At 66.6% G+C, this 17,586-nt stretch carries 16 protein-coding genes and 1 tRNA gene; 7 read left to right on the forward strand and 10 right to left on the reverse strand.

Features of this window, described 5'->3' with window-relative positions; translation table 11 throughout:
• Positions 1-26: 26 nt before the first annotated feature.
• The 6 genes from WFP78_RS05950 to WFP78_RS05975 form a co-directional block, all read right to left on the reverse strand.
• Positions 27-1,409: a CapA family protein gene (locus tag WFP78_RS05950; protein WP_336959707.1), complete on the reverse strand. Its 1,383-nt coding sequence runs from the start codon at positions 1,407-1,409 to the stop codon at positions 27-29.
• Positions 1,406-3,325, reverse strand: coding sequence for an outer membrane protein assembly factor BamB family protein (locus WFP78_RS05955; RefSeq protein ID WP_336959709.1), 1,920 nt, complete (start codon positions 3,323-3,325; stop codon positions 1,406-1,408). Before WFP78_RS05955 ends, WFP78_RS05950 begins: the two co-directional genes overlap by 4 nt.
• On the reverse strand, positions 3,322-3,723 hold the full coding sequence (locus WFP78_RS05960) for a cytochrome c (protein ID WP_336959711.1): 402 nt from the start codon (positions 3,721-3,723) through the stop codon (positions 3,322-3,324). The genes WFP78_RS05955 and WFP78_RS05960 overlap by 4 nt, the downstream gene beginning before the upstream one ends.
• Before the next feature lie 78 nt (positions 3,724-3,801).
• Positions 3,802-5,280 carry a sensor histidine kinase gene (locus WFP78_RS05965; RefSeq protein ID WP_336959713.1) on the reverse strand — a complete coding sequence of 493 codons (1,479 nt, stop codon included), beginning with the start codon at positions 5,278-5,280 and terminating at the stop codon, positions 3,802-3,804.
• A gap of 23 nt (positions 5,281-5,303) precedes the next feature.
• Positions 5,304-5,969: a response regulator transcription factor gene (locus tag WFP78_RS05970; RefSeq protein ID WP_336959715.1), complete on the reverse strand. Its 666-nt coding sequence runs from the start codon at positions 5,967-5,969 to the stop codon at positions 5,304-5,306.
• A 110-nt stretch (positions 5,970-6,079) separates the two neighbouring features.
• Positions 6,080-7,336: an amidohydrolase family protein gene (locus WFP78_RS05975; RefSeq protein WP_336959717.1), complete on the reverse strand. Its 1,257-nt coding sequence runs from the start codon at positions 7,334-7,336 to the stop codon at positions 6,080-6,082.
• Positions 7,337-7,577: 241 nt separating this feature from the next.
• Here WFP78_RS05975 and WFP78_RS05980 point away from each other — a divergent pair, with 241 nt between their 5' ends.
• From WFP78_RS05980 to WFP78_RS05995, 4 genes are all read left to right on the forward strand, one after another.
• A complete protein-coding gene (locus WFP78_RS05980; protein WP_336959719.1) occupies positions 7,578-10,484 on the forward strand; it encodes a TonB-dependent receptor plug domain-containing protein in 2,907 nt (968 codons plus the stop codon).
• A gap of 81 nt (positions 10,485-10,565) precedes the next feature.
• Positions 10,566-11,861, forward strand: coding sequence for a M20/M25/M40 family metallo-hydrolase (locus WFP78_RS05985; RefSeq protein ID WP_336959721.1), 1,296 nt, complete (start codon positions 10,566-10,568; stop codon positions 11,859-11,861).
• Positions 11,862-11,877: 16 nt separating this feature from the next.
• Positions 11,878-13,182, forward strand: coding sequence for a M20/M25/M40 family metallo-hydrolase (locus tag WFP78_RS05990; protein ID WP_336959723.1), 1,305 nt, complete (start codon positions 11,878-11,880; stop codon positions 13,180-13,182).
• Positions 13,183-13,205: 23 nt separating this feature from the next.
• Entirely contained in the window at positions 13,206-13,457 is a 252-nt protein-coding gene (locus tag WFP78_RS05995) for a hypothetical protein (RefSeq protein ID WP_336959725.1), read from the forward strand.
• A 256-nt stretch (positions 13,458-13,713) separates the two neighbouring features.
• On the opposite strand, the gene WFP78_RS06000 is transcribed toward WFP78_RS05995, so the two are convergent.
• A tRNA-Arg gene (locus WFP78_RS06000) sits at positions 13,714-13,790 on the reverse strand.
• Between the two features lie 155 nt (positions 13,791-13,945).
• Between WFP78_RS06000 and WFP78_RS06005 the strand changes: the two genes are divergently transcribed.
• Positions 13,946-14,683 carry a queuosine precursor transporter gene (locus WFP78_RS06005; RefSeq protein WP_336959727.1) on the forward strand — a complete coding sequence of 246 codons (738 nt, stop codon included), beginning with the start codon at positions 13,946-13,948 and terminating at the stop codon, positions 14,681-14,683.
• The gene (locus WFP78_RS06010; protein WP_336959729.1) at positions 14,683-15,054 is read left to right on the forward strand and encodes a hypothetical protein; all 372 of its coding nucleotides are present in this window, start codon (positions 14,683-14,685) and stop codon (positions 15,052-15,054) included. Before WFP78_RS06005 ends, WFP78_RS06010 begins: the two co-directional genes overlap by 1 nt.
• Before the next feature lie 329 nt (positions 15,055-15,383).
• On the opposite strand, the gene purQ is transcribed toward WFP78_RS06010, so the two are convergent.
• Complete coding sequence (purQ, locus tag WFP78_RS06015) at positions 15,384-16,058, reverse strand: phosphoribosylformylglycinamidine synthase subunit PurQ (RefSeq protein ID WP_336959731.1); 675 nt, start codon at positions 16,056-16,058, stop codon at positions 15,384-15,386.
• 3 nt (positions 16,059-16,061) lie between these two features.
• Positions 16,062-16,295, reverse strand: coding sequence for a phosphoribosylformylglycinamidine synthase subunit PurS (gene purS / locus WFP78_RS06020; RefSeq protein WP_004207358.1), 234 nt, complete (start codon positions 16,293-16,295; stop codon positions 16,062-16,064).
• A gap of 245 nt (positions 16,296-16,540) precedes the next feature.
• On the opposite strand from purS, the gene WFP78_RS06025 reads away from it, so the two are divergent.
• Complete coding sequence (locus tag WFP78_RS06025) at positions 16,541-16,690, forward strand: hypothetical protein (protein ID WP_336959734.1); 150 nt, start codon at positions 16,541-16,543, stop codon at positions 16,688-16,690.
• A gap of 65 nt (positions 16,691-16,755) precedes the next feature.
• Here the strand turns inward: WFP78_RS06025 and purC are convergent, their stop codons facing one another.
• A complete protein-coding gene (gene purC / locus WFP78_RS06030) occupies positions 16,756-17,535 on the reverse strand; it encodes a phosphoribosylaminoimidazolesuccinocarboxamide synthase (protein ID WP_336959735.1) in 780 nt (259 codons plus the stop codon).
• Positions 17,536-17,586 lie beyond the last annotated feature (51 nt).

Raw genomic sequence — 17,586 nt, forward strand, 5'->3', positions numbered from 1 at the left:
GTGGAGGAGCCGGCCCGCCCGATGCGTCAGGGGCGGATGACGCCCACGCCCTTTTCGATCATGATCCGGGTTCCGAACGGCGCCGAGAGTGCCTGGAGCCGCTCCAGCACCCGGCGCCCCACCTGCGCGTCCGCGAGCCGGGGCACGCCGCGACCGGCGCCCTTTTCGGTGCTGCCCAGGTCGAGCGGATAGAGGCGGATTTCCGCGACGGCGCCGTCGACGAAGCGACTGGTGGCGATCACGCTCTCCAGGAACAGCGGGTTGGCATAGGCCTGGGCATTGCGCGCGAAGACGAGTTCCGGGGCGGTCACGTCGGTGGCGGGCGCGACGCCATATTGATCGTACATGTCGGCCGGGATCTGATCGAGCGAGTTGTTCATCATCGCGAAGTTGCCCAGCGAATAGAAGATCGGCCGCCCCTTGTAGATTTCTATGCCGCGCACCTGATGCGGCCCGTGGCCGACGACGACGTCCGCGCCCGCATCGATCGCGGCATGGGCGAGCGGCCCGGCGAAGTCGGCCGGCGTCTGGCTGGGATTGCCGGGCTCGTGATTGTGCAGCGAGAAGATCGTGAAATTGCCGTTCTCGTGCGCCTGGCGGATGCTGCGCAGATTGGCCTGGAGATCGGCTGGATTGAGCGCATAGGAAAGGCCCGGCTTGCCGTCGGGGCTGGCGCGGTAGCGGATGCCGCTCAGCTCGACCGTTGCGCCGTCATGGCGCGCGCCGCCGCCGATAGCCGCCGCGACCCGGGCCAGCGGTTCGATCTGCTCGGCCGGGATCAGCGTCGTGCGCAACGTGCGGAGCGCGTTGACGCCGGGCCGGCCGGGCACTTCGCCGATCGGATCGGCGGCGCGCGACATCGGCGTGAAGCTGGTGGTCGCGGCGACCAGCCCGATGCGGCCCTTCGCCATGTCGAGATAACGCGGTGCCCGCGCGGCGGAGAGGTTGCGGTCGGCGCCGGCATGGACGATCCCGGCCTCGTCAAGCCGGCGCGTGGTCTCCAGCATGCCCTCGACGCCCCAATCGGTGCCATGGTTGTTCGCCATGCCGACCAGGTCGAAGCCCATCGCGCGCACGTCCGCCGGCACGCCGGGCGCGCCGAACATCCATGTCCCGCCGGATTCGGCCTGGGGCGATCCGGCGAAATGGCTCAGATCGAGGATGTTGGTCTCGAAATTCCCGAACGTCAGGTCGGCGTCGCGCAGCAGCGCCAGCATGTCCGGGGCCTGCGCCGCGATGGTGGGCAGCATCGCGCGCAGGTAGATCAGGTCGCCCGCGGTCGCCAGGGTGAAGCCGCCGGCGATCGGGCGGTGCGGCACCGGCTGGATGTCCAGCGGCTTGGCCACCTGCTGCGCCTGCGCCACGGCGGGACAGGCGAGCAGCAGCGCGGCGCCCAGCCAGCACCTCATGGCAGCGCCAGCGCTATGAACTCGGCGGGCTTCTTCATCGATCCCACCGGCACGACGATATATTGCTTGCCCTTGTACATATAGCTCATCAGCGCACCGGTGGCGCCGGCGGGCAGCTTGATCGACGCCACCACTTCGCCGGTCGCCTTGTCGAACGCGCGCAGGCTGTCGTCGAAATAGGCCTGGAGCGGGATCTTGCCGTCGGCGGTGCGCCCCTGGATCGTCACCGGATCGGCCAGGCCCAGGAAGAACAGCGACCTTGTCGCCAGCGGCATGTCGTGGCTCGGCACGCCCAGCGGCGGCAGGTCGAGCGCGCGGATCGCCGGATGGGTCCGCGGGCCATCGGCATTGGCGGCGACCCATTTGATGTCGCCGCTCTTCAGGTCGATGCCGGTGACGCGGCCATAGGGCGGCTTGCTGAGCGGTAGCCCCTGTGGCCCCTCGATCAGGTTGCGGCGGCCCTTGATGTAGCGCAGGTCTGTGCTGGCCGGATCGCCCGGCACGATCGTGATCCACATCACCCGGCTGTACGAGGGCACGAAGAGCATGCCCGTCTCCGGATCGAAGGCGCCGCCGGGCCAGCCCGATCCGCCGTTCGTCATCTGGATGCTGCCGCGCTTGCCGTCTGTGCCCTCGACCGCCGGGGGCGTGAAGATCGGCCCGGTGACGAAATCCCGGGTGATGTCGAGCGCCGCCGCGCGGAGCGCCGGGGTGAAGTCGATCAGATTCTCGCCACCCGACATCTGCGGCTCATAGGGCGCGGGCTTGAGCGGGAAGGGCTGGGTGGGGGCGGTGCGCTCGCCCGGCGTCGTCGCGGCCGGCACCGGCCGTTCCTCGATCGGCCATACCGGCGTGCCGTCGCGCCGGTCGAACACGAAGGCCGATCCGCGCTTGGTGAGCTGCACCACGGCGGGCACGTGCTTGCCCGCAACGGTCACGTCCACCAGCATCGGCGCGGCATTGGGGTCCATGTCCCACAGGTCATGGTGGATGATCTGCTGGTGCCAGGCGACCTTTCCGGTGCCGCAGCGCACCGCGACCACCGAATCGGTATAGCGATTGTCGCCCAGCCGATGGCCGCCATACATGTCGTTGGTGGGGGAGGCGGTGGGCAGGTACATCAGCCCCAGCGCCTCGTCCGCGCTCATCGGCGCCCAGACATTGCCCTGGCCGGTATAGGCGGCCGATCCGTCCTCCCAGGTCTTCGCCGCAGGATCGTCCTTCGCGGGGATCGGGCTGAAGCGCCAGCGCGGCTTGCCCGTCTTCACGTCGAACGCCTGGACATAGCCGGGGGGCTGCTCCTTCGATCCCGGCACGTCGGTCTGGGTGGCGCCGAGCGCGACGACGTCGCCGCACACCTGGGGAGATCCGCCCCAGCTATAGTCGGTGGCGCGCGGCCCCATGCCGGGAACCATGTCGACGCGGCCATTGTCGCCGAAGCTGCGGATGATCCTGCCCGACAGGTCGATGGCATAGAGCCAGTGATCGCGCACCGCGAGCAGCCGGCCTTTTCCCGCCACCTCGACATAGGCGATGCCGCGCATGCCCGAGCCATGCACCGTGTCGCCGGCGAACTGCTCCTGCACCCAGATCGTCGCGCCGGTGCCCGGATCGAACGCCTCGATCAGCCCGGCGCTGTCCTGCGCATAGAGGCGATTGCCGATCATCAGCGGCGTCGATTTGAAATAGCCGGTGGTGCGCACGCTCGGATCGGCGGCGGCGAGTTCGGGCGCGATGCCCGGACGGCGCCAGGCGATGTGGAGCGAGGCCACATTGTCGCGGTCGATCTGGTCGAACGGGGCATAGCGGGTGGATGCCTTGTCGCCGGCATAATCGGGCCACTCGCCATCCCGGGGGCGGGCGATGGCGGCGGTGGATGCCAGCAGGAGCGCAAGGGTGAGGGCGGCGCGGATCATGGTTGCGCGCCGATCTGCACGGTTTCGAGCGCCTTGGGCGATGCCGGCAATTCCGAAGCGCCGGCCGGATAGCCGCCCTTCTCCATCATATAGGCGAGAATGTCGGCATAGGCCTTGTCGTCAAGGCTGGCCGGTTCGTCGGCGGGCATCGAACCCTGGATCAGCCCCAGCAGTTCGCCCAGCGAGCGTCCTTTCCATGTGCTCCAGAAGGCGCCGGTCAGCGTCGGCGCGCCGCCGCCGCCCATCGCGGCACCGTGGCAGCGCGCGCAATGGGCGGCATAGCCGATCTCGCCCCGTGCGCTCTGCGCCGCGCTATGGCTGACCGTCGGCGTCGCGAGGCCCGCGCTCGCGGCCAGGCAGGCCGCGCCCGCAACCATCAACTTTCGCATTTTCGCCATTGCGTCGCTCCTGTCCGTTTGGCGCAGGCTATGGGGGCTGGCTGTCACGAAGCTGTCAGAATCGGACGATGCACCGCCTTATGCGACAGCCTTGAACGCCACGGTCGCGCACAGGCCCCGGCCGCCACGGCCGCAGCTCAGCGAGACGCTGGCGCCCATCCGTTCGGCCAGCGCCCGGACGATCGGCAGGCCCAGGCCGCTGCCCGTCTGGCCATTATCGTTGTGGAGGCGATAGAAGCGCTCCCAGACCCGCTCGCGCTCGGTTTCCGGAATGCCCGGGCCGTCGTCCTCGATCTGCACCCGCGCGCTTTCCCGGTCGCGCCGCAAGCGAACGACCACCGAACCCCCGGGGCGATTGTAGCGGATCGCATTGTCGATCAGGTTGCCGATCATCTCCGCCGCGAGCGCCGGGTGGCCGAACGCCATCATCGGCCCTGCGCCGTCGCGTTCGAACGCCATGTCGAGCCGGTCGTCCTCGATCAGTGCCGCACGCTCGCCGGTCACGGTCGCGGCGGTCTCCGCCAGGTCGAATGCCATTTCCGGGTCGATCGCCTGTTCCTCCGTGCGGGCCAGCGCGATGAGCTGCAGCAGCAGGCGCTCAAGCGACGCGACGGCTTCGGGAATCTCGCGCAGCGCCGCCTCCCCCTTGGGCGAATTGGCGCCGAAGCGTTCGAGCACGCCCAGATGCACCCGCACGATCGCCAGCGGGGTGCGCATCTGATGCGATGCGTTGGCCGTGAACTGGCGCAGCGATTCGGTCGCCTTTTCGGCGCGCACCATCAGCGCGTTGAACGCCTGGACGAACGGCAGCGCCTCGCGCAGCATATTGGGCGGCGGGATCAGGCGGAAATGTACCGGCGCGACCTCGCGCGCGGCCTCGACCTGCGCGGTGAGCCCCGCGAACGGCGCCAGGCCCCAGCTGATCGCCCACCAGAACAGCAGCACGGCGATCAGCAGGATCAAGATGCCGCCGCCGGCCACCTGGAGATAATAGCCCTGCTCATAGGCGCGGCGATCGTCCCGGAAATCGGCGACCTGGATCGCGATCGCGTGCGGATCGCCCGGTATCCTGCGGATCTCGGTCGCGATCCGCACCTCCTTGCCGTTCAGCATGCCGTCGCGCAGATAGGCCGCCTGCACCACCGTCTGCGCATCCTTGGGGTCGACATAGCCACGATCCAGCCGGACGTCGCGAAAGGGCTGCGGGAAGGTCGCGGGCGGATGCCGGTCGGCGATGTGGTCGTTCAGGTCGTAGTCGGTCGGCGGTTTCAGAGCGGGCATGCCCGCGACCAGCGTGTTGCCATGATAGATGCTGAACACCGTGACGGCGCGCGCGCGGCGCTTGAGCAGGTGGATGGCGAGCGGGACCAATTTGGGCCGCAGCGTCTCGTCGGCATTGAGTGCCACGCTCACCGTGCGCACCGACCCCACCAGCACGCGATCCGACGTGCGCGAATAGTTGGTGTGGAGCGTCCAGCTGGTGATGCCGCCGAACAGCAGCACCAGTGCCGCGAGCGGGACCATGACCGCGCCCGTCAGGCGGCCCCGCAGCGACACGGATCGCGTTCGCGCCATGCCGTTCAGGTGGCGTCGATCATATAGCCAAGCCCGCGCACGGTGCGGATCACCGGTCCGTTCGGCATCAGCTTGCGCCGCAGCCGGCCGACATAGACTTCCAGCGCATTGGGGGCGACCGCATCGTTGAAGTTGAAGACCTCGGCCGACAGGCGCTCCTTGGCGACGATCTTGCCCGGGCGGCCCATCAAGACCTCCAGCACCGCCAGCTCACGGCGGCGCAGGTCGATCGCCATGTCGTCGAGATAGACGGTCCGGCTCGACCGGTTGAAGGCGAGCCTGCCGATCTTCAGCACCGGGTCCGGCGTGCCCTGGCCGCGCCGGACCAGCGCGCGCACGCGCGATTCCAGCTCGCGCGGATGGAAGGGCTTGGAAAGATAGTCGTCGGACCCCTTGTCGAGCCCGTCGACCCGGTCGGCAAGCGAATCGCGGGCAGTGAGGATCATGATCGGGGTGGTGATGCCACGGCGGCGCATGGTCTGGAGCACTTCCAGCCCATCCATGTCGGGCAGGCCCAGATCGAGGATGATGGCGCTGTAGGGCTCGCTCATGGCGATGTCGATGGCTTCCTCGCCGGTCGAGAAGATGTCGACCGTGAAACCGGCCGCGCCGAGCAACGCCTCCATCCCCCGTGCGAGACTGGCATCGTCCTCTACAATCATGAACCGCAACTGTCCTTCTCCCCCCGGTCAGTTCAGCGGCACCCTGCTCCCCATGTCCCTACAGCAGATCGTTTCAGCGTCCGGCGCCAACCCTGTTAACGCATCGATTCTGAGCCTGCCTATTGAGCCACATTTTTGTATACTTTTCCACTCTTCATCACGAAGACGACGTTGCGCAGTGCGGTGATGTCCTTCAGCGGGTCTCCGGCGACCGCGATGATGTCCGCTTCCATGCCCGGCGCGATCGATCCGGTGACGTCGCCCAGGCCCAGCGCGGCCGCATCGGCCGAGGTGGTGGTCGTGATGCCGTCCATCGCGGATTGGCCATGTTCGACGCGCCAGATCGTCTCCTCGACATTATGCCCTTCGCCACCGGCATTGGTGTCGCCGCCCGCCAAAAGCTTGAGCCCCTTTGTCTGCAGCATCATGCGCCAGACCGCCGGCGTGCTCGGCTGATAGCGACGCATCTGCGCGAAGGCTTCCTTGCTGTAATTGCCGATGCCTTCGTAGTTCGCTTGGTGCGCGAGATAATTCTGCTGCACCACGCCCCAGGACGGCTCGATGAAGACGCCGCGCGCGGCGGCCAGGTCGAGTTCGGCCTGGGTGATGTAGCGGGCATGGGTGATCGCGTAGCAGCCGGCGTTGATCGCCTGGCGCACCGCGGCGGCGGCATGGGCGTGGACCCAGGTGCGGATGCCGATCTTGCGTGCTTCGCCGCAGGCGGCTTCCATCTGGGCATCGGTCATGGTCGGCGCGCCGCCGTCGCGGCTGCTGGCCGACGCGAAGATCTTCACGACGTCGGCGCCCTTCGCCTTGGTCGCATCGACAAAGGCGCGGATCTCGTCCGGGGTCATCTTCGGATTGTTGATCGGCTTGGCCGAGGTCAGCAGCCGCGGCCCCGGCAGCCGGCCGCCCTCGATGGCCTTGCGCAGCACGAGATCGTCGTCGGCGCCGATGCTCTGGACGGTGGTGAAGCCGCTCAGCAGGGTAACATAGACATTCTCGGCCCATTTCAGGCCCTTCTGCTCGCCGGTTTCGCCCTTGTCGGTCGCGCGCCCTTCGTCGTTGAAATGCGCGGTGATGTGGACATGGGTGTCGATCATGCCGGGCATGACCGTCAGCTTCGCGAAATCATAGGTCGGCGCGGCCGGCTTGCCTGGCGCGATCGCGGTGATCTTCGTGCCGAGCACCGTCACCGTGACGTCACGGACCACCTTGCCCTTGCCGTCGATCAATTCGCCCGCATGGATGGTGATCGGCCTGGCGGCCGGCGGGGCCGGGGTGAAGGGTGTCTCCTGCGCGGTTGCCGTGGATGCCGCGAAAATGGTGGCGGACGCGATGGCGATGGTGCGGATACCGGACGTACTCAGAAGCATGGAGGCGACCCTGTCTTGGCAATGATGCATCAATGTGTGCGGGAGCTAGCTGTCACCAAGCTGTCATAGTCTGGAATTCGACCGCGCTGTAATTTGCAGAAAAGCGACAGCTTGATGACAGGTCGGCGACCATAGCTTGTCCCATCCCGAAAGCGGAATCGCGCTCCGGGCAGAACAGAAAAAACCAGAGGAATGCAGATCGGGTGCTGGAAGGCGTCGCGAATAACAAGGGGGTGTGTCAATGACCAAGTCTCGTCGATCGATCGAATCCGACTGCCGGCTGCTGCGCGGCGGCAGCATGCTGGCGCTGGCCTTTGCCATCGGCCTGGGCATGGCCTCGCCGCTCCATGCGCAGGCCGTCGCGCCGGCCGCCGCCGTTCCGGCAGGCGACCAGACTGGCGTGGGCGACAGCGCGCCGGCCGAAAGCGGCGAAATCGTCGTCACCGCGTCGCGCATCGCCCGCAGCGGCTTCACCGCCCCGACCCCCACCACCGTGGTCGGCGTCGAGGATTTCCAGAAGCAGGCCGCGACCAACGTCGCCGACGTGCTCAACACGATGCCCGCCTTCGGCGCGGGCACCACGCCCACCTCGACCAACCACACCTCGCTCAACAGCGGCGCCAACCTGGTCGACCTGCGCAACCTGGGCGAGGTCCGCACGCTGGTGCTGGTGGACGGGCATCGCTTCGTCCCCGCCACGGTGCAGGGCCGCGTCGACCTCAACGTCATCCCGACCGTGCTGATCGAGCGCGCCGAAGTCGTCACCGGCGGCGCCTCGGCCGCCTGGGGGTCGGATGCGATCGCGGGCGTGGTCAACCTGATCTTCAAGAAGAAGATGACGGGCCTGGAAGGGTCGGCCCAATATGGCATCTCCAATTATGGCGACGGCAAGAAATATCGGGCCGCGCTTTCCTGGGGCACCAATTTCGCCGACGACCGCGGCAATTTCGTGATCGCGGGCGAGTGGGAGGACGGCAACGGCATCGGGCCGGGCTCCAGCCGCCCGATCCTGGCCAGCTCGAAGTGGAACGTCATCGCCAATCCCAATTATGTGCTCGGCAATGGCCAGCCGCGCAGTTACCTGGCCGACAATGTCAACGTCTCCACCGCCACGCTGGGCGGCCTGATCACGGGCAGCACCACCACCGGCGGCGCGGCCAGCACCATCCTGAAGGGCACGCAGTTCCTGCCCGGCGGCGTGCCGGCGCCGTTCAACTACGGCACGCTGGTCGGCTCGCAATATATGGTCGGCGGCAGCCCGATCGGCACGGTCACGTCGAACCAGCTCGGCCAGCTCCAGGTGCCGCTCAACCGGGTGAACGTCTTTGCCCGCGCCAGCTACGATGTCTCCGACGCGTTCACGCTGTTCGGCGAGGCGAGCTATGCGCGCAGCCGCACCGATTTCTACCTGTCGCTTCCCTATGATCTCGGCACGATCAAGATCAACGCGGACAACGCCTTCCTGCCGCAGAGCATCAAGGATACGATGAAGGCGAACGGCCTGGCCTCGCTCAATCTGGGGCGGATCAGCCGCGACGTTTCCTACAACCGTCCGCTCAACGTCAACCAGACCCAGCGCTACCTGATCGGCGCCGAGGGCAAGGTGCTGACCGACTGGAAGTGGAGCGCCTATTTCCAGATGGGCCAGAATGATTATCGCGAGGATGTGCGCGGCAACCGCCTGAACGCCAACTGGCGCCAGGCGCTCGACGCGGTGGTCAATCCCGCGAACGGCCAGATCGTCTGCCGTTCCACCCTCACCGCGGCGGGCAATGGCTGCGTGCCGATCAACCTGTTCGGCGAAGGCGCGCCCAGCCAGGAGGCGATCAACTATGTGACCGGCACGTCGTGGCAGGATGCGGTGTTCAAGCAGAAATCGGCCGCGGCCGACATCAGCGGCACCCCCTTCTCGCTCTGGGCGGGTGAGGTTTCGGTCGCGGCGGGCGTGGAATGGCGCGAGGAATCGGTCGCCCAGACCGTCGATCCGATCTCGGCGACCACGGGCTGGAACATCCACAATCCCAAGGCGCTGTCGGGCAATGTCAACGTCAAGGAAATCTATGGCGAAGTCCTGGTGCCGCTGCTCAAGGACGTGCCGTTCGTCAAGAATCTCGATCTGAACGGTGCGGTGCGCTACACCGACTACAGCACCAGCGGCGGCGTGACGAGCTGGAAGCTGGGCGCGACCTGGGAAGTCAACGATTTCCTGCGGCTGCGGGCCACGCGCTCGCGTGATATCCGCGCGCCTGCGCTGGGCGAGCTGTTCGCCTCGTCCATCACCCAGTCCACCTCGGTGATCGATCCGTTGCTCGGCAACATCCAATATGCCGCGCTCTCGCCCCAGCAGGGCAATCGCGACCTGAAGCCCGAGATCGGCGACACCTGGACCGCCGGCATCGTGCTCAACCTGGCGCGCGGCTTCAATGCCTCGATCGACTATTACAGCATCAAGCTGAAGGACTCGATCGGCCTGCCGGCGGTCTCCGACGTGCTCGATGGCTGCTACACCAACCATATCCAGACCTATTGCGACCTGATCACGCGCGGCGGCGGCTATGCCGGCGACAATGAACGTATCAGCCAGATCCTGCGCCAATATATCAACCAGGGCACGCTCGACGTGCGCGGCGTGGATTTCGAGGCCAGCTACACCAGCAATGTCGACAATTGGTTCGGCGTGCTCGACGGCAGGTTCAGCGCCCGCTTGCTGGCCACCTATCTCGCCAAATATGAGCAGGTCTATAATGGCCGCGTCTCCGACAGCGCGGGTGAGAGCACCAACCCGAGCTGGCGCTTCAACGCCACGCTCAACTATGATCAGGGGCCGTTCGGCATCTATCTGGAAGGGCGCTATATCGGTGGCGGCCACTATACCAACGATCGCGACCCGGCGGGCACCTATCTGGTCGCCCGGTTGGACGGCACCAACGACATCGCCCCGCAATTCCTGCTGAGCACCTCGATCCAGTATACGCTCAAGGACTATGGCGACGGCCGCCATGTGCAGTTGTTCGCGACGGTGCGCAACATCACCAACAACATCCAGAACGGCAATCCGTTCGCCTATATCCTCACCACCACCGGCAACCAGGGCACATACGACATCATCGGCCGTACCTTTGCCGGCGGCGTGCGGTTCAAGTTCTGAAAAACCTCCCGGCGGCGGGCCGCGTCCATCGCGATGCGGCCCGCCAGCCCCCCTCAATCTCCACCAGAGAGGATAAGATCAATGTTCACCCGTCCGCTTATCGTGGCGGCGAGCGCCGCTGCGGTCATCGCCTGCGCGGCGCCGGCTTCGGCGCAGACCGCGTCTCCCGCGGCCGTCGCGCGGCTCAAGACGCTTATGGCGAGCCCGACCTTCGCCAAGGCCAAGGCCAGCCTGGAGTCCGACTGGGACCGGATCGTCCAGGATGTCATCACCCTGACCGAGATCCCCGCGCCGCCGTTCCACGAGGCCGAGCGCGCCAAGGCCTATGCCGCGATGCTGAAGGAAGCCGGGCTGAGCGACGTCGAGATCGACGCCGAGGGCAATGCGAGCGGCCTGCGCAGGGGGACCGCGCCCGGCGGCCCGCTGCTGGTGATCGCCGCGCATCTCGATACGGTCTTCCCGCCGGGCACCGACGTGAAGGTGCGCCGCGAGGGCAATCGCCTTGCCGCGCCCGGCATCGGTGACGACACATGCAGCCTTGCGGTGCTGCTCGCCTTCATCCGCGCGCTCGACCGCGCCGGCGTCAAGACCAGGAACGACATCCTGTTCGTCGGCAATGTCGGCGAGGAAGGCGCGGGCGACTTGCGCGGCGTGCGCTACCTGTTCACCAAGAGCAAGTATAAGGACCGCATCAAGCAGTTCATCTCGTTCGAGACCGGACGCGGGGCAATCGCCAATGGCGGCGTCGGATCGAAGCGCTATCGCGTCAACTTCCACGGGCCGGGCGGGCACAGCTATGGCGCGTTCGGCATGGTGAACCCGTCCTATGCGATGAGCAACGCCATCGTCGCGTTCGGCCAGATGAAGGTGCCCGAAGCCCCCAAGACGACGTTCAACGTCGGCATTGTCGAAGGCGGCACCTCGGTCAATTCGATCCCGCATGACGTGGCGATGACGATCGACATGCGTTCGGAGAGCAAGGAAGCGCTCCAGGCCGAAGTCGATTATCTGATGGACATCCTGCCCAAGGCGGTGGCGGCCGAAAATGCGGCGCGCTCCACCAAATTGGGCGAGATCAGCTATGAAGCCAAGCTGATCGGCGATCGCCCGGTGGGCCAGACGCCGGTCGACAGCGAGATCGTCCAGGTGGCGACGGCGGCGATGAACGCGGTCGGCGTCACGCCCAAATACCGCATCGGATCGACCGATTCGAACATCCCGATGAGCATGGGTATCCCGGCGGTGACGCTCGGTTCCGGCTTCGCGCCGGCGCGCGGCCACTCGCTGGACGAATCGCTGCCGCTCGACAAGGAACCGTCGCTGGGGGGCATGCAGGTGGGGCTGGCCATCGTCATCGCGCTGGCGCACGGCGACTGAGCGGGGCCGGTCGATCATGAAGATGCCGCCGCTCCTGGCCTGCGCCGCCGCGCTTTCCGCTCTTGCGCCCGCAAGCGCGGCGGCGGCCCCCGCCGCCGCCGCGACCGATCATGCCCGGGTGGTGCGGGCGATCGCTGCCCGGCCGCAGGTCAAGGCGGCGATCGCCGAGATCGATCGTACCCATGACCAATGGGTCGCCGACATCGTCGCGCTGGCCGAAATCCCGTCGCCGCCGTTCAAGGAATCGGCGCGTGCCAGCGCCTATGCCGATCGGTTCCGCGCCGCGGGGCTGGCCGATGTCGTGATCGACGCGGAAGGCAATGTGACCGGGCTACGCAAGGGCGCGGGCGGCGGCAGCGGCAAGCTGGTGGTCGTCTCGGCCCATATGGACACGGTCTTCCCCGAGGGCACGCCCATCAAGGTGCGGCGCGAGGGCGACAGGCTGTTCGCGCCCGGCGTGGGCGACGACAGCGCCGGCCTTGCCACCCAGCTCAGCCTGATCGGGGCGATGGAGAAGGCGGGCATCCGCACGCCCGACGATATCCTGTTCGTCGGCACCGTGGGGGAGGAGGGGCTGGGCGACCTGCGCGGGGTCCGCTATCTGTTCACCAAAAGCAGATATGCCGGCAGGATCGGCGCCTTCTTCTCGATCGACGGCACGTCCTCGGCCGAATTCACGATCGGCGGCGTGGGGTCCAAGCGCTACCGGGTCAGCTTCACCGGCCCCGGCGGGCACAGCTTTGGTGCGTTCGGGCTGGTCAATCCGCTGTCCGCACTCGCCCAGTCGGTGGTCAATCTCTACAAGATTCCCGTGCCCGCCAGCCCGAAGACCACGTACAGCGCCAGCGTGGTCGGCGGTGGCACCTCGGTGAACGCCATTCCGCGCGACGTGTGGCTGGAAGTCGACATGCGTTCGGAAAGCGCGGAGGCATTGGCGCAGGTCGAACGCGGCTTCCTGGCCGGCGTGCGCGATGCCGTCGATGTCGAGAATGCCGCGCGGTCCACGAAGGAAGGGCCGGTGAAGGCGGACCTCAAGCTGGTCGGAGACCGGCCGGCGGGCGCGACGGCGAAGGACAGCGACATCGTCCGCTTCGCCGCGGCCGCCTATATGGCGGCCGGCATCGCGCCCGAATATGGCGCGGGCTCGACGGATTCGAACGTTGCGATGAGCCTGGGCATTCCCGCGATCACGATCGCGCGTGCCGCGGAGGGCGGCCGGGGCCACTCGCTCGACGAATGGATCGGCGTGGCGCGCGTGCCGGCGGTGCGGGTTCGTACGCTGGATCTCATCACGATCCTGGCCGTTGCAGGATATCGCTGAACGCAATGCCCGGAGGAACGACCGTGGAGACTATCGCACCCGCATCGCACCTGGCCCGCACGGCCCCCATGGCCAATATGCGGATCATCCCGGAATCGGTGGTGGACGACATGCGCATCATGCTGCGCGCGCAGACGCCCGAATGCATCATGGCGACATTCGGGATCAGCATGAACACCTGGGTGAAGATCCGCGATGGCCACCCGATCCGCCGATCTGTGGCCGAGCGGCTGCTCGAAAGGCTCGGGAGGCCCCTTGGAGACGGCCCGGCTTAGGGAAAAGCGCGGGAACCCGATCGCGGCGCGGAGTATGTTCCCGTCGGGTGGACCCACCTGACGGCCCGGAACATGCGGCCCGTCGAAAGCCCGGGGCGCCGACGACCCAATTTGTTTCTTGTGCCCGGACCAGGTCGCTCGTCCCGCCGATTGCGGTGCCGGTCAACCTCGTGCCGGCCCCTATGCAGGGATCGCGCGCGATCGCGCCTCCACCCTGTTTCGGCGCGTCCAGCGATGGTCCTGCGGGTAGGCGCGATGGTGACCCCGGCGTGACTCGAACACGCAACATCCCGCTTAGAAGGCGGGTGCTCTATCCAGTTGAGCTACGGGGCCACATGCCGCAGGTCGCCCATAGCGGCGCGCGCGGCGGCTTGCAAATGCGTGCGTGCGGGCCGGGATGTCCATCTGCGCCGATGCAAAGGCATTGCAATGCCATTGCAATGACGCATGACTGCGATATGCAGGCCGTTGTGCAATTGCGAGAAGATATGAGCGCGCAGGATGCGCCGGGCGCACATGCCCCCCACCGGCTCGACGCGGTCGCGCTGGGCAACCGGCCGCTGCGCTATTTCGATTTCATGATGGCGGCCTTCGTGGCCATCCTGCTGCTGTCGAACCTCATCGGCGCGGCCAAGCTCTCCATGCTGGGCGGTTTCACCTTCGGCGCGGGCATCCTGTTCTTCCCGCTGGGCTATGTGCTGGGCGACGTGCTGACGGAGGTCTATGGCTATGCCCGCGCGCGCCGCTGCGTCTGGGCGGGCTTTGGCGCGATGCTGTTCATGGCGCTGATGAGCTATGTCGTCGTCGCCCTGCCGCCTGCGCCCGGCTGGAGCGGGCAGGCGGCCTATGAATCGGTGTTCGGCAACACCTGGCGCATCGTCTTTGCTTCGCTCACCGCCTTCTGGGCGGGGGAATTCGCCAACAGCTTCGTCCTCGCCCGCATGAAGCTGCTGACGCAGGGCAGGCATTTGTGGATGCGGACCATCGGGTCGACCATCGTGGGGCAGGGGGTGGACAGCATCCTGTTCTATCCGCTCGCCTTCCTGGGCATCTGGAGCAGGGATCAGGTGCTGACCGTGATGGTCACCAACTGGGCGCTCAAGGTCGGCTGGGAAGCGGTGCTGACGCCCGTCACTTATCTGGTGGTGAACAGCCTCAAGCGCCGCGAAGGGATCGACATCTTCGACAAGGGCACCGATTTCACGCCGTTCCGCACGAGGCTGTGATGGCGCTGCATTTTGAGAAAGTCGCGGTCATCTGGGGCGGCACGAAGAGGGCGGTCGAAGCCTGGCTCAACCTGTCGCCCGATGCGCTGCACGTGCATGTCGGCATCATCGGCTGGCTGGCCGCTGCCGTCGCGACCCGCCGCGCGCTCGACAATCCGCTGCCCTGGGCGCTGCTGCTGGCGGCGGAACTCATCAACGAGTTCATCGACCTCAACCAGCCGGCCGGCAGCATCGAAAGCAACTGGCCCGCCTCGCAACACGACATCCTCAACACCATGGCGATGCCCACCCTGGTCTTCGCCTTCCTGCGCGCCCGGCGCTGGTGGACGGAACGGCGCGGGGGCGAAGTTGAGGTGGAAGCGGAGGCTTGAGGGGAGGCTGATGGGTGGGCGGTGCGTCGCCATCCATCCCATATTGTCATCTTCGCGCAGGCGGGGACCCTCTCCTGACATGACATCCAGTGCCTTCCGATGAGAGATGGATTCCCGCCTGCGCGGGAATGACGAAGTTGGGTGGGGAGGCCACTTCCCTTCCACCCGTCATGCTGAACTTGTTTCAGCATCCATTTTTCCCAACAGACGGTGGTTGAGAAGGTGAGATAGATCCTGAAACAAGTTCAGGATGACAAAAAAGAAATGTCCGACTTTGGCCGCAACCAGCCGTCCTCCCGCACGCTACGCGCTGAGAGGCGTCGCCACCCTCAAGCCCGCGCGAGCAAGCCCTCCACCAGTCCTTCGAACAGGCGGCGGCCATCGGTGCCGCCGTGGGCGGGCTCGATCACGCGTTCGGGGTGGGGCATCATGCCCAGCACATTGCCGGCCTCGTTGAGGATGCCGGCAATGTCCCGCGCGGAGCCGTTGACGCTTTCGGCATAGCGCAGCGCCACGCGGCCTTCGCCTTCCAGCCGGTCCAGCGTTTGCGTGTCGGCGAAATAATTGCCGTCATGATGGGCGACGGGGAAGCTGATCGCCTCGCCCGCGTCATAGCGGCTGGTGAAGGCGGTCTGGCTGTTCTCCACGCTCAGCGCGACGTCGCGGCAGACGAAATGGCCGCCGGCATTGCGCAGCAGCGCGCCGGGCAGCAGGCCGCTTTCGGTCAGCACCTGGAAGCCGTTGCAGATGCCCAGTACATAGGCGCCGCGCTCGGCCGCCTTCGCCACCGCCTGCATCACCGGCGAGCGGGCCGCCATCGCGCCGGAGCGCAGATAGTCGCCATAGGAAAAGCCGCCCGGCACGCCGATCAGGTCGATATCGTCGGGCAGTTCGGTGTCGCGGTGCCAGACCATCGTGGGCGCGCGGCCCGAAACCGTTTCGAAGGCGACGGCAAGGTCGCGGTCGCAATTGGAGCCGGGGAAGACGATGACCGCGCTTTTCATGGCTCAGGCGACCTTTTCGATCCGGTAGTTTTCGATGACGGTGTTGGCCAGCAGCTTGCGGCACATCGCGTCGATGTCTTCATCGCTGGTGCCATCGGCCAGGTCCAGCTCGATCAGCTTGCCGGCGCGCACGTCGTTGACGCCGCCAAAGCCCAGCCCCTCCAGCGCATGGTGGATGGCGCGGCCCTGCGGGTCCAGCACGCCGCCCTTGAGCGTAACGAAGATGCGGGCTTTCATCGGATCGGATCTCCCTGGTGCGATGTCGGCCGTGGGGAAAATGCCCCGCGACCGGACGATCGCATGTCAACATGGTGCGACTGCGCGCACCCCCTAGCCGAACTCTGCCGCAAGATGAAGCGGCTGCGCGCGTCCTTTGCCAGTTTTTTCGCGCGATGGCGGGCGGGCGACCCGCCCCCGGCCATTAGCAAAGCCTTAAAGCCACCCATGATAGCCTCCGGATCGGAGAGGATGGGGGCAAGGCTATGTCCGCACTCGTACTGGCGGCCTATATCGCGCTGCTCGCCTGGGGCGGGCAGATCATCGGCTATGACGACCCGCATGGCCGCATCCAGCTTGCGCTGCTCGCGACCTTCGTGATGGGCGCCGTGGTCGGCTATCGCGGGCGCGGCTGAAGCCTGTTCAGCGCGCGCCGGTCTCAAGCCATCGCGCCATCAACAGAGGGCGCGCCCGCGCTGTCTCAGCTGCCGCGCTTCTTGCGATGCGTGTCGAGGTCCAGCACGGTCGTGTCCGTGCCCTCCGGCATCAGGCCAAGGCGGCGGGCGACTTCCTGATAGGCTTCCACTTCGCCGCCCAGGTCGCGGCGGAAACGGTCCTTGTCCAGCTTTTCGCCGGTCGCCATGTCCCACAGGCGGCAGCCGTCCGGGCTGATCTCGTCGGCCAGGATGACGCGGCTGAAGTCGCCCTCCCACACGCGGCCGAATTCCAGCTTGAAATCGACCAGGCGGATGCCGATGCCGGCAAAAAGACCGCTCATGAAGTCGTTCACGCGGATCGCCATGTCGGCGATGTCGTGCATCTCGTCCTGGCTGGCCCAGCCGAAGCAGGCGATATGCTCTTCGGAAACCAGCGGGTCGCCCAGCGCATCGTCCTTGTAGCAATATTCGATCAGCGTGCGGGGCAGCTGCGTGCCTTCCTCGATGCCCAGCTTCTTGCTGAGCGATCCGGCCGCGACATTACGCACGATCACTTCGATCGGCACGATCTCCACCTGGCGGATCAGCTGCTCGCGCATGTTCAGGCGGCGGATGAAGTGGGTGGGCACGCCGATATTGCCGAGCAGCGTGAAGATATGCTCGGAAATGCGATTGTTCAGAACGCCCTTGCCGTTGATCGTACCCTTTTTCTGGGCGTTGAAAGCGGTCGCGTCATCCTTGAAATACTGGATCAGCGTGCCGGGCTCGGGGCCTTCGTAAAGGATTTTGGCCTTGCCTTCGTAAATCTGGCGGCGACGTGCCATGGGCATGTTCCTGACTGGACAAAAAACGGCGCCCCGGCGACGCGAATCTCT

This window comes from Sphingobium aquiterrae (assembly GCF_037154135.1).
Lineage (GTDB): Bacteria > Pseudomonadota > Alphaproteobacteria > Sphingomonadales > Sphingomonadaceae > Sphingobium > Sphingobium aquiterrae.